Genomic DNA, 13,148 nt, shown 5'->3' on the forward strand with positions numbered 1-13,148 from the left:
TCCTTTTTGTCCCCTTAGCTGACGGTCAGGCCGTCTCCATCTCGGTCTGCAGAGCGTCCATGGACTTACCCTTGGTCTCCCGCTGGACGAACAGCATCGTACAGATAAAGCCGAGCCCCAGCGGAATAATCAGGACAAGGACCAGCGACGACCAGTTGGTGGTGCCACCGGAAGAGAACATGGGTGACGTCGACAGGGTACCGAGAATGATCGGTGAGGCCGCGCCGCCGAAGCGCGCGAAAGCCTGGCACCATGACACGCCCATGTTGCGCATCTGGGTGGGATAACTCTCAGGCATGAGGGGCTGAACCGCCGTGATGGCATAGTTGAGCGCGAACCCGAACAGCAGCATGAGGGCGATACAGAGCCCGTAGTTGTTCGGAACCACGAACAACGAACACAGGATAATGGCAAAGATGGCGAAGAGCCAGGAAAACGCCAGGTTGCGCTTGCGCCCCACCAAGTCCGACATAAAACCGACCGAGATGTTGGAGACTATGGCCGCCACGTTGTTGAATGTCTGAAGATTGACAGCCTGAGCCGGCGAATAACCAATCCCTTTGAACCAAGTCGGCAACCAGGCGTTCATACCGTAAACGCAGAACTGGCCGATGAAATAGCAGGACCAGATGGCGCAGGTAGCCACAATGTAGCGCCTGGAGAACAGGGTATCCGGCGTGGATCGGGCCGGTTTGGGAGGAATGATGAGGGAGGAGGGATCGATCTTATCCGCGCTGCCACGGACAGACTTCTGAATCTGTTCCAAACTGGCGGCGGCGTCCTGAAGCCGACCCTTCGAGACGTACCAGGCCGAGGTTTCCTTCATGAAGAAGTGCAGAAAGATGCCGTAGATTATTGGGATAGCTCCGATTAGGTAACATATCCGCCAATTGGCGTACATGGTCGCCTGCACGACCTCCTTGGTGACAGGATCCTTCGTCATGTAGGTGACGAGCTCGGTAAGCCCGGGAATGATGGGAGTAGAAACATTCTGGATGGCATTGCCTACAAGTCCGGCCAGCACCCAGCCCACTACCATGAACGCCATGCCGAAGGTGACGAAGACGCCGCGGTTTTTGGACGGCATGGTTTCAGCGAATACCGTGGTCACCACCGGGATGCAGGAACCGACACCGAAGCCGGCGATGAAACGGAACAGGGCAAACATTTCATAGCTGGAGGCGAACGCCTGCGGCAAGGTAAAAGCGCCGTAGAACAGCACGGCCAGGGTCAGCATGGTTTTGCGCCCGAACTTATCGGACAGGATGCCTCCGACCGCGCCTCCGAGCACCATACCCATGAGCGACCACGTGGTTAAGGAACCCATAAGAGCGCCGGGGTTGGGGTTGTCCGGCCAGAACGTGCTGGCCACCTTGGCATTGGTTGTGTTGACGATCATAAAGTCGTAACCGTCGAAAATCATCGCCAGACCGAGGAAACAAAATGTAATCCAGGTAAATTTGTTCACGCCTAAGGAATCAATGACATCGGATACGGAAAATGTCTTTTTTTCGTCCATATTTTCCTCCTTTTTTAAGGAAAAGGCAGAAAGCGGTCAAGTAGTGACAGCCAAGGATTATTTTCATTCTTTCTTCAATGTGATCGCTCCACCATTCCTGATTTCAGGTATACTCAAGATTGATATGAATCTAAGGATACCCCCATGACGACCGGGTTCTGCCCTTGTTCGCACTCTTTCCGAATTTGCGACTGATCTTAATTTGAGATGTTCTCCATGGTCTGGGGCTTACCAAACGGCTCCGCTGCGCCTTTTCCGTCCGCGTCTATCTTTGTGATTAGTTTCTCATTTTCGAAAATGCTTTTCCTGACTTTACTTTTCGAGAGAATTCTTCTCTTCATTTTGTGGTATTTCTACTTTACAAAAGGGGCATATCTTTTGTTTAACTCCCCCAACAACAGGAATTTTCTTCCCGCAACTGGGACATTCAATCGGCTTGGATGCAGATGCTGGTCTGAAACACATTCATACCACCTCCTAAATTATAGCATTAGTAATACTCTCTGTCCCGATTTTGTGTATCCAGGAAAAGTAACACAGGTCAACCAATAAATATATTGTAGTTACCTTAAGCTGGTACACCTTTTTGCCTTGCTTTTAATTTATTGGCTGAAGAAAGAATCCCCCCGAGGCAAATGGACATAAATGCTGCAGAAATAATCCGGTACTCAGGAGGGACAAGAAAGGTTACAAAATTTGCCCAAATCCAAAAGTAGGGAAGGGTTATTTGTTGTGGGAAAATACAGGAAAGCCAGAATGCATAAAAGCAACGCCCCCCACACAAAATCACCCTTACGCAAGCAAACCCGCCTACTTTGTTGGTAATTTCCTCATTTTCTAACACGGCAAAATACTATTTTTAATTTTTTTCTTCATTTCCACTACGTTTGGTAGTTTGATAGCCCTTCATAGGCTTTTGCATAAATTTATCTTTAACATAGTAGAAACCAATTTTCTCAAGTTCCTTTTTAGTCATCTTGATTCCAGCGGAAATCTCATTGAAACTTACGCCTTTTGCAGCTTCTTCATTAAGATATCTTAGTTGCGCTTTATCATCAAGAGCCAAAAATTCTTGGTTAGTCATGACATTTAACCTCCTTAGAAAAGTTAGATTCCATAGGGTTTGAAAACTAGGATATTCACTTTGGAGGGGGCTCAGCATGTTTTAGCTAAACATTCGAGCTTACTTATGTCGGAGACAGGGTTCAGGAGCCATGACGGTTACTGCAATAACCGTCATGGCACTATACCCAAGCACCTTATGGAAGGAACATAGCAACTTTTTTGCCTTTTTCAGCCATCTTTTTAGCCAACTCTTCAACTGGACCATATTCCATAGCTTGACCTAGGCAATGAAGGACACAGGAGGGTTTCTTTCCATCCTTAATGCGATCTTCACAGACATCACAGAAGTTGGTCGGAACAGGAACATAGTTCCATTCCCACTTTTCAGCATCAATTTTCCAGGGACCTACCTCTGTGAGTTTAATCCCCCATTTTCCAACAGGAAGATTTTTTTCGTTTTTACAAGCGACTTCGCAGGAGTGGCAACCTGTACAGTATTCATAGTCGATCATTAATCCATATTGAGCCATTCTAAGTTCCTCCTTTCTTCAGTTAATCTTAAGCTTCTTTATAAACCTTACAGAGAATGCTCTTGAAGGTATCGCCGAATCCGAGTTTTCCATTATGTTGATGTGGCATCAAGGTATTGATATTGGATTCCCAAACTCCAAAGAGTGAAGGCTCTGCGGCCTCTTTTTCTGGGAACCACCAGCCATGAGTTGCATGGACGACTCTCGGATGAATAGTCTCAGTTAGATGAGCTACCATCCTGGCCTTACCAAACATGTTTTCGATTACGACCCAATCTCCCTCTTTAATACCCAGGTTAGCTGCGGTTTCCGGATGGAGTTCCATCTCTGGGTTAGGATCAATTTCACGTAAGGTTTTGAGATGCCTGTGCTCTGAATGGAAGGAAGAAAACTTTCTAGCTCCTGTGGTTAAGGTTAAGGGATACTCTTTAGCAAGCTCCGGTGTGCTGTATGGGCTATAAGGTGGCTCTTCATGGTAGGGTAGCGCATCATCGCCCCAAGATTCAAAGAGTGTAGAGCATAGTTCAACCATTCCAGTAACAGTATTAAAGCCGGGCTCACCATCAAATCTCAAGAGACCTTTTTCGTGTTTTTTATAGGTATAACCGGGTTGATAGAGACCTTTTTCACGTAATTCTTCAAAGCCGAAGCCGGTATCTGGCTTGAGTTGCTCGCTGAAGAAATCGGAAACATTGTCCCAAGGCCATGCTTTTGGATTGAGTCTCTTACCAAGCTCGAAGCAAACTTCGAGGTCAGACTTCGTTTCGCCCACGGTTAAGGCTTTATTCATAGCGCCGGCAAATACGGCATTACGTCCATAGTGAGTAAGTACCACTCCATCATGCTCTGCAAAGGTAGGCAGCGGTAAGAAAATATCTGCAAAAGCCATTGCCGTTGGGGTCATGAAGGTATCTTGCACAACACTAAACTCGAGGGACTGAAGGGCACGATACCAACGGTCCGGTTGAGCAGAGTTAGTGGGAGTGATAAAGTTACTACTGTTGAACCAACCCATTCTCAATTTATAAGGTTTACCTGTTTCTAAAGTATTCAAGGTTTCATCAGGGTGAGTTGTCGCTAAAGCAGTACTAACTGCCGGCCATTGCTCTGCACCAATTCTCTTATTCCAAAGTTCTTCTGATAGGTTGGCACGAGATTCCATACGCCATTTTCCCATGAGGGATGCAGGTGGTCCAATTGTAACACCACCAGGTGTATCGAGGTTACCCGTGATAGCGATAAGGGCAAGCAAGGCATGACCCAGTTGGACCCCATTTGGATTTTGGTCAACAGCTAATCCCCAGCCAAGGCTTGCAGGTTTAGCTTTTGCGAAGACTCGAGCAACTTCATAAATCTTTTCAGTAGGAACCCAGGTGATTTCGGAAACTTTCTCAGGTGGGTATTCCATAACCCTCTCTACGAATTCATCCCAACCATAGCACCAGTTTTCAACGAAATCATGATCATAAAGATCTTCTTTGATGATGACATGGAGTAGTCCTAAAGCCAGAGCAGTATCAGAACCAGGTCTTAGTTGGAGTACATGCTCAGCTCTGGTAGCCAACCAGCTGATTCTTGGGTCGACCATGATGACCTTTGTTCCCAACTTCATCATATCAATAACTGAGTGGCCAAAGAAACCATCAGGATTTGACTTTAAGGGTTCTTTACCCCATAACATGAGGTATTCAGGATGCTTCCAACCCGGATGATTATAGCGGTCTTCGAAGTGACCTGCAAAGTCAATCTCGGGATACCCTGCACCCAGAATATAATCGGTAATAGCACAGCGTGGACCGTAGCAAGACCAACCGCTTTGTGGGTAGCAAACGTTTGGTGTTCCGATAGAAGCAAAGCCAAGTGGGTAATAGTATAGACAGGCTTCACGTCCAGTTCCACCAAATACGACAATGGATTCAGCACCATGGTTTTCTTTGAAATAGTTAATTTTATCGACGATGGTATCCCATGCTTCATCCCAGGAAATCCGTTGCCATTTATTTTCACCTTTGGCACCAACACGCTTCATTGGATAGATGATACGTTGAGGATGATGGGTATATTCTGGGAGAGTTAAACATCTTACACACAATCTTCCGTTTGTGATAGGATGCTCAGGGTCTCCTTCAACTTTGATAAGTCTACCTTCTTTGACTGTCAGAATCATTCCACAACCGACGGGGTGATCTCCCGGCGGTGACCATCCACACGTTCTCACGGTATAAGAACCGTCATCCAGAGATTTCTTCCATTCTTTTTCCATTTTCGTACTCTCACCCTTTCGTAATTCTTGATGATACATTAAAGAATCTATGTTATTTAATGTACACCCCCTTGGATTCCAGCCTACCTTCCATATAGACAGATTCATTAAGTTTTTGGCTGGTATAAATAAATCACTTGTACGATTATTATATATAGCAATAACTGTGCCAACTTAATATTAAAATGCACAAACCGCATTATCAGCGGCTTTAGCACTTCTTTTGCCTTGCCTATTACTTCCTAATTAAATCCTAGTTTGAGATAGGCGTGATTGTATGGTTCTTCACAAACCGCTAAACAACGCCTTTTTGCCTCTTAGTCTTTTTTTGTGATTTCTGTGTCAATTTTGTATAAATCGAATGTTCTTAAATGAAAAAACCCTAAGTGATTAGGGTTTTTGATTAGGGTTTTACATTAGTGTCATTATATATGATTAAGCATTTACTTTTTTAGTTCTCTTCACCATTATCAGAGCTTATTTATAGTTTATATCTCAAATGACATGCCATCATAAGCAATTGCTACTTGCTTATTTGTTTTGAGTTTATCCTGGATCTCCGCAACAGTGGTGGGTTCACTATAGTGCATAGCCATATGGGTAAGTACCGTTTGTTTCACATTAACACTTTGTCCTAATATGATAGCTTCTTCCCAACTCATATGACTATGGGGATACCAATTCGGGCCATTAAAGGTAGCATCACAAACTAGGGTATCGACCCCATGTATAAGTTGAACAGTCTTTTCAGGGAGGCCAGCAGTATCTGTGAAATAAGCTATACTTTTTCTTGCTTCTAGTAAAATCCCGCCCGTCTCAATACTGTGATTTGCTGGTAAAACAGTTAGCTTAAGTTCACCGAAGGTATAGCTGTGCTCAAATTCCCAAGTATCAATATCAAAAACATCTTCCAGAAATGGATAAGCCTTAGAGAACGAGTCAACAGCGCTAGGTGGCAAAAATAACTTAACGGGTTCCTTGCGCTCTAGCTTAACGTAATACTCCAAATCGCCAATTCCTCCAAAGTGATCATAATGCCAATGGGTAATAAATAAAGAATCCACTGCCTTGATACCCTCTTTTAGCAACTGACCCCTCATATCAGGTGAAGCGTCCACTAAGATAGTTTCCTCTTCGGTGTTGATTACTGCGCCACTACGGGTTCTTGCCCACTTAGGGTTCGCCAAAGCTTCCCGACAGGCAACACAATTACAATGAAAGGCAGGGACACCGAGGCCCGCGCTGGTTCCCAATAGCTTGAATTCAGCTACCATCTTCTTCCCTCCTAAATATAAGAAAGTTGAATTGCCTTATTTGGGCACTGTCCCACACAGGTATAACAAGCGCTGCATCGATCAGGGTGAAGGGCTTGAGCAACCTCTCGACCTTCTCTATCTACAATTTCCAGAACTCCGGAAGGGCAAAAGTCTACACAAAGCCCATCTCCTATACATTGCTCAGTGTCAATATACAGTTCGACCCTTGCCCCATCTCCCTCTGCCTGAGATTGGGATCTGCGGGAGCCCACTTTATCCATAACTGGGTGGAGATAAATCTTATTTCGTTCTTCGGGAATACTTTTTTCGGACAATTTTAGCAAAGCTTGGGCAATAGGTTCAAGTAAGGCCGTGGGTATGGACAAATAAAGTTCAAAGTCGTCAATCTCACTAGAGGCACGTGCTCCGTAACAACCAAAAGAAATGTTCATCTCCTCGGAATTCATAGTTTGAACAATTAAGTCCGCACAAGCTGAATTAAATCCCGAAGTTTTAAAGTTTTGGCGTTGACCGGTGGCATAGGTTTGAGCACAACAAAGCCACATTGCCTGCTCTGGCCAAAGGGTAAATATCACCACATCCGGATCAAAAGTCGCCTTAGGCAATGGTGCAACTAATGTAGCCTCATAGTTTCCTACCTCAAACTCTGGACGGGTACTGATCATTTTACGAGCAGTTTCAATGTTGGGCATCTTCTTAAAGAGAAGATAGAGATCGCCTGAACGCAGCTTAGGAGACATCTCGACTAGACCCAAAACCCCCGTTCCATCAGGGCAAGCATGGCTGCGCGGGGGCATATAGAGACAATTCCCCCGTCTAGCGGTAATAATAGATTGACAGTGCCTTAAGGGCACAGGGGGTTCGATCATCTGTGGCGGTCTTTCTTCCCCATTCCTCATCATTCGCACAGCGACGGGATCCCAACGAAGAGAGAGAGCCTCTTTGAAAATTTTGTTTAGTTCCTTATAGTTCATTTGGATGTCTCCTTTTAGAAGTAGTTTAGCCTAGAGCATTTTCCTTGCACACTTTGCCTTGGTCTATATATTAGCTAGTCAGCCATGATCCTTTCCCACAATTTCTCTCCCTCAGGTCCTTCGAAGATGGTTTTCGATTGCTTTTTTAAGCCCGCAAAATCTTGTTTCAAATCTAAAAGCAAATTTAAGACGTGCTGAACAGGGATATCATTTTGATCTTTGCTCAGATTAAGCACACACCCCAAGCAGTAGGAGGCTAAAATATCAACCTCTAATCCGGTCACTTCCTCTAAACGAGCTTCGACCAGACCCCGGGCGAGCTCAGGTGCAAAATGAGACGCCTGTCCTCCACTTCCGCAACAAAGTGCTTTTGCGCTGTTATGCTCCATTTCGACCAATACATAGCCCTTCTTGGCTAGAGCCTGCCTGGCTTGTCGCGCAAATATCCCTGCGAAGCGATCCGGGCAAGAATCATGAACTGTTACGACCCGGGCCTCCTTAGCCTCGATGGGTGTATTGAAAATCCTCGAGTCGCTCAGAGCTTCATAGATCGTCAGCGGTCTGATCCCCAATTCCTTTACATCCTCTTTTAACTGATAGTAACAGTTCGAGCACGCCAGAATAAGTGACTTCACCTTTAACCGCCTTAGCTTTTCCTTTAAGGCTTGCCTAAACTTCTCTCCCCGCTCCCTTAAGCCGAGTTGGTATAAAGGTATACCACAACAATCTGTTATTAAGGTAACCCCCGGATATTCTGCCTCCAGGTTCTCCACAATAGCATAGATCAACTTCGGATCATAGGTCAGGAGGGTACAACCTGGAAAAAATGCTACTTCACCTTCCTGATCAACCTTAAGGTCTTTGTAATCAAACTTATTGACTTCCCGATACATTTTCATAACATTCAGCTCACGATCGGGAAACATATATTTATAGTCGTCAATGTCAATCTCCTGCTCGTCAACCGCTTTATGACGTGTCGCCACAAACATTTTCCGGGGACTTAAGGAGAGGGGGCATACTCCTTCACATAAGCCACATAAGGTACATGAATAGGCTTCACCGACAGTGGGCTGGCGGGTCGCCAGACTTATCAGATCCTCACCTATATCTTGTAACAATTTACATTCAGAAACGCACCTTCCGCAATTTACACATTTCTCAATAATTTCTTGACAAGCAAATTGTACTTCATCATTGCTGGACAATGCCATTTCCCCCCTCAAAGTAATTATTTCAAGTTACTTTTCCCACTTAAATGTCCTTAAATAATAATGGCCTGCCACAATTCAGTCAGCAAAGAGCTGAAGATAAAGTTCATAACCAGCTTCGCCTTCAAACATGGCAGCTGCTTTTCCTTTCACTTCATCATAGTTCTCTCCAAACCCTAGCAAAGTATTGAGGACATGGCGCACTTTGATCTTGCTATCGGTAATATTACCAAAATTCAGCACACAAGCATGACAATAGGCCAGTAAGGTATCCGCTCCCGCTTCCTTCGCTTCTTCGATATTCTGTACCTCATGCTCCGTCGACCATTCCGGCCGAAAATGGCCAAGTTGTCCACTGCTGCCACAACACACTGAGTCTCGACCATAATGCTGCATTTCTACCCGCTGAAAGCCTTTACAATCAAGAGCCTCCCTAACCTGTTTTGCATAAACTCCTACAAAGCGGTCAGGACAAGAATCATGGATGGCATATATTGCATCACCTTCGCTTGTAATAAATTGAGCTTGTAAGGCTTCATAGACAGTAATAATCTCTAAATCCTGAAAAGCAGCTTCCTTTGTGAACTGATAATAGCAATTGGGACAAGCAACAACTAACCGCTTTACCCCTAATTGCTGAGCTCTATCTCTTAAACTTGCCTTGAGCTTATCTCCTCTTTCCGGCAATCCGATATGATACATTGGGATACCGCAGCAATCAATAAAAAACAGAGGGTTTTCATACTTCTGGGCTAGCGTACTATAGACCTTTTTCGTGAGCTTCGGTGAATAAGTTAACATTGTACAGCCGGGCAAAAAGGCCGTTTCCGCCGGAGTGGAGGAATTAAGCTCAGAATAATCGATCCCATAATAGTCTCTAAAAATGCTCATGACAGTGACTTTTCGGTCCGGAAACAAATATTGGTACTCGTTAAGGTCAATCTCTCCTTTTTTCACGGCTTCAACCCTGCGCTGCTCAAACATTCGGAAAGGGCTCAGACCAAGAGAACACACTGCTTCGCATTTTCCGCACAGTGCACATCCATAGGCCTCAGCAGAGTCAACTCCTCTTGTGGCTATATCTACTGGCGACTCAGCCAGCTTGGTTAAGATACGGCAGCTTTCAGCACATTCACCGCAGCCTAGGCAATTTTCCGCAATCTCTTTCTTCCACTCTTTAGCTACTAATCCCACCATTATCTCTCCTCTATGCTTCTTAAGAATCTACAACCAAATCTACAGTGGAATCTAGTAATATGAAAAAAACTCACCTTAAGAAAAAGACCATCCTGCGCAACAGATCGGATGGTTTTTCACTCTAGGCCCACAGGCCCAGACTTACTTCCACAGCAAATTCCCCTAACTAATTATCGACTGCCGTGCTCCTAAGGAACTCTCCCTGCGTTTTTTAAAAAATAGGAATATACCATAAATAATCAGCCCCAAAAGATTAAGTAATGCAGCAATAATAAAGGCATCAGAGTAGTTTCCATTATTCGCCTCTTTAACTACTGAAGCCAGAAGAGGGCCAACGTATGCGGCTATCGCAACGGTAAGAAACATAATCCCATAATTGACAGGTAGATTCTTAGGACCGAATAAGTCAGCCGTTAAAGGTGCCATAACCGATAAAAAACCACCATAACATAAGCCAATGATTATAAAGCACATAACGAATGTACTGTAGCTATTTACAACAGTTAAGGCGAACATAGCAGCTCCTCCAAGCAACAGCAAGAAAGAAATAACAGGATAACGACCGATTCTATCGGATATAGCACCCCAAATCACCTTGCCAAGTGTATTTGCAAGGGATAATATGATGACTATTGCCGCTGCTGCAGCTGGTGTAATTCTAAGCATATCCTGTGCTATTGGTGAAGCATGACCAATGATCATCATTCCGGTGATTTCTCCTAAAGTAAATATAATCGCAAGTGGCCAGAACAAAGGATCCAGCAACATCTTTCTCCAGTTCTTATCTGATGTATTTTTCTGAGATATGTTACTCTTAGGAACCCATCCCTCAGGCCGATATCCCTCCGGACATTTTGTCACGAGCCGTGACAGTAATACTATGATCACCATAAAGGCAATACCCAAAATCTTCATTGTACTAATTATGCCAAAGCGATCAAGCAGTGCCACCGAAATTGGTGCCCAAACTACAGGGCCGATCCCATAGCCAGCTGAAACAAAACCGGAAATTGAGCCCGACTTATCTGGAAAAAACTTAATCATATTACTCATAGTTCCTCCGGGATACACAGCACCTAAGCCTATACCGGCGATAATCACACAAGTATACATTTGGGCAAGAGATTGAATAAATCCGATCGCAGTAAGACCTGCACCAAATAATATTCCTCCAATTAAAATTACCGACTTAGGTTGTAAATAATCCTGAGCTTTGCCGGCGAATATTGCAGTAGCAGCCGCTGTTGACATCAAAAGTGTGAATGACAATGCCGTATCGGTCGCCGACCAGTTAAAAATACTACTAAGCGGTTTGAGAAAAACACTCCATGAATAGGCAAGACCGGCACACATACTGGCAAGAATACTCGCAACAAGCGATACCCATCTCCGAGACTCATAATTCATCTAGGCTCCTCCTAATTGTAAATTTTGGTGAAAACAACTTGCATTTTGAAATGGCACTAAGTCCTTAATCACAGCCGCCATTTTTGAATTCATTAAAATTCTTGCGGAACCCGGGTCCATCATCCGGAAACGCGACATAGAGGCTTTCCACATCCTGGCTTTGGCAAGCTGGACACTGAGCATTTTCGATTTCTTCAAAACTTGTTTCCAGTTTGAACTCATGTTGGCACTTATGGCAAAGCATTGCAAATTCAGGAAATCGGTTGCTCGGTAGTTCCTCTTCTTCTGCCATTTTAGTGATCACTTTAAAGCTGTCCATAGTGTATCTTCCTCCCAATTGTTAATAATTTCTGCAGCTTTCCATTAACTAAAGTGATGCTCACTCAGCGATAGCAATGGCTGCTTGGTCCACTAGATAATCAAATACTTTTTCGACCTTAAGGTCATACTCAACCTTGTTGACGAGAGGTCCAAGGTTTTGCTGGGCGTTCTCCGGATCCATATTGATACTGAGGGCAAACCTCTTGCACCCTTCGTTGAGTTCCTCTTCACTGACCGTATAGCCTTTTTCTTCAACGATCTTAGCCAGAATATAATCCGCTTTAAGAGAGTTTTCAGCATCCTCCCAAACTTCCTTTTTAAAGTCGGCACTTTTCTTATTCATCATTTGGAGATAAAGGTCGATTGTTCCCCCTTCGGCCTCCAGCTGTTTGGAGAATTGCTCGAGCATGCTCATGGCACGTTGCATAACCAGCGATTCGGGAAGGTCTAGCTGGCATCTATTGAAAAGTTCTTGCAGAATCAAGTTATTGCGCTGCATAATTACTCGTTGTTCTGCTCCTTGCTCGAGACTTTCCCTGATCTCAGAACGAAACTCCTCCAACGTGCTGACCTTACCTACTTTTTGCGCAAAGTTGTCATCCACAGGGAGTAGTTCGATATCCTCAACCTTTTTCACCTTAACTTTAAAGTACGCTGTTTTTCCCGCCAGCTGTGGTTGCCTATAATCTGTAGGAAACGTCTTTTCGAGATTAAGACAATCTCCTTTTTTGGCACCGATGAGTTGACTTTCAAAGCCTAAAGTATCTATGTCGTCATCAATGATCGTCTGGTAATCAACAACCGGTTCAAATTTTGAACCATCTAATTCACAATCATAATCGACGGTTACTGTGTCACCCACTTGCGCAGGATCCAGCTCTTTATCGGATATCTTTTTGTTCTTGAGTTGAAGATCCGCGAGGACCTTTTCAATTTCGGCTTGCGTTACCTCCTTGGCCTTAGGCAGGGAGATTTCTATCCCTTCCAGTTGGCCTAAAATCACTTCTGGCATTACAGGTACAAGGGCTTTCACACTTAAGGCTTGATCTTTTTGAATCTCCCCTACTTCAATATCAGGATCCCCAATCGTTTTTAGATCCAGGCTAACCAAAGCTTCCTGATATTTATCAGGCATGATCAGGTCCAAGGCTTCTTGATAAAAGACAGTGGGGCCGTATTGTGATTCGATCACAGTTCTGGGGACATTCCCTTTGCGGAACCCGGCTACTTGATAGTTCTTCTTATTTTTCTTATAGGTCTTTTCGAGCGCATCCTCAAATAGCTTGTAGTTAATAGTAAAGTGGATATGGGCTTCACTGTTCTCAATTTTCTCTAGTACAGCATTCATCAGCTCTTACTCCTTCTACACCATCGTGCTTGAATT

13 protein-coding genes are annotated in these 13,148 nt (G+C 44.5%); all 13 read right to left on the reverse strand.

Translation table 11 applies throughout. The features are described from left to right. Positions 1–25 precede the first annotated feature (25 nt). The 13 genes from AAC978_RS12510 to tig all read right to left on the reverse strand — a co-directional run bounded on the left by AAC978_RS12510 (position 26) and on the right by tig (position 13,112). Positions 26–1,519, reverse strand: a complete 1,494-nt coding sequence (locus AAC978_RS12510; RefSeq protein ID WP_341548394.1) for an MFS transporter — start codon at positions 1,517–1,519, stop codon at positions 26–28. Positions 1,520–1,716: 197 nt separating this feature from the next. Continuing rightward, positions 1,717–1,860 carry a hypothetical protein gene (locus tag AAC978_RS12515; RefSeq protein ID WP_341548395.1) on the reverse strand — a complete coding sequence of 48 codons (144 nt, stop codon included), beginning with the start codon at positions 1,858–1,860 and terminating at the stop codon, positions 1,717–1,719. A 227-nt stretch (positions 1,861–2,087) separates the two neighbouring features. Beyond that, positions 2,088–2,363: an Mpv17/PMP22 family protein gene (locus tag AAC978_RS12520; RefSeq protein WP_341548396.1), complete on the reverse strand. Its 276-nt coding sequence runs from the start codon at positions 2,361–2,363 to the stop codon at positions 2,088–2,090. 15 nt (positions 2,364–2,378) lie between these two features. After that, positions 2,379–2,603, reverse strand: a complete 225-nt coding sequence (locus AAC978_RS12525) for a hypothetical protein (protein ID WP_341548397.1) — start codon at positions 2,601–2,603, stop codon at positions 2,379–2,381. 175 nt (positions 2,604–2,778) lie between these two features. Further along, complete coding sequence (locus tag AAC978_RS12530; RefSeq protein WP_341548398.1) at positions 2,779–3,114, reverse strand: 4Fe-4S dicluster domain-containing protein; 336 nt, start codon at positions 3,112–3,114, stop codon at positions 2,779–2,781. Positions 3,115–3,142: 28 nt separating this feature from the next. Then, positions 3,143–5,377: a molybdopterin-dependent oxidoreductase gene (locus tag AAC978_RS12535; RefSeq protein WP_341548399.1), complete on the reverse strand. Its 2,235-nt coding sequence runs from the start codon at positions 5,375–5,377 to the stop codon at positions 3,143–3,145. 488 nt (positions 5,378–5,865) lie between these two features. Then, a complete protein-coding gene (locus AAC978_RS12540) occupies positions 5,866–6,651 on the reverse strand; it encodes an MBL fold metallo-hydrolase (RefSeq protein WP_341548400.1) in 786 nt (261 codons plus the stop codon). An 11-nt stretch (positions 6,652–6,662) separates the two neighbouring features. Then, the gene (locus AAC978_RS12545) at positions 6,663–7,628 is read right to left on the reverse strand and encodes a DUF169 domain-containing protein (protein WP_341548401.1); all 966 of its coding nucleotides are present in this window, start codon (positions 7,626–7,628) and stop codon (positions 6,663–6,665) included. Between the two features lie 74 nt (positions 7,629–7,702). After that, positions 7,703–8,842 (reverse strand): (Fe-S)-binding protein, encoded by a 1,140-nt coding sequence (locus AAC978_RS12550; RefSeq protein ID WP_341548402.1) that lies wholly within the window; start codon positions 8,840–8,842, stop codon positions 7,703–7,705. Positions 8,843–8,917: 75 nt separating this feature from the next. Next, positions 8,918–10,036: a (Fe-S)-binding protein gene (locus tag AAC978_RS12555; RefSeq protein WP_341548403.1), complete on the reverse strand. Its 1,119-nt coding sequence runs from the start codon at positions 10,034–10,036 to the stop codon at positions 8,918–8,920. A gap of 162 nt (positions 10,037–10,198) precedes the next feature. Further along, a complete protein-coding gene (locus AAC978_RS12560) occupies positions 10,199–11,443 on the reverse strand; it encodes an L-lactate MFS transporter (RefSeq protein ID WP_341548405.1) in 1,245 nt (414 codons plus the stop codon). Positions 11,444–11,507: 64 nt separating this feature from the next. After that, a complete protein-coding gene (locus tag AAC978_RS12565) occupies positions 11,508–11,762 on the reverse strand; it encodes a hypothetical protein (RefSeq protein WP_341548406.1) in 255 nt (84 codons plus the stop codon). A gap of 60 nt (positions 11,763–11,822) precedes the next feature. Then, positions 11,823–13,112, reverse strand: coding sequence for a trigger factor (gene tig / locus AAC978_RS12570; protein WP_341548407.1), 1,290 nt, complete (start codon positions 13,110–13,112; stop codon positions 11,823–11,825). Between the last annotated feature and the right edge of the window lie 36 nt (positions 13,113–13,148).

Source organism: Desulfitobacterium sp. THU1 (genome assembly GCF_038181555.1).
Lineage (GTDB): Bacteria > Bacillota > Desulfitobacteriia > Desulfitobacteriales > Desulfitobacteriaceae > Desulfitobacterium.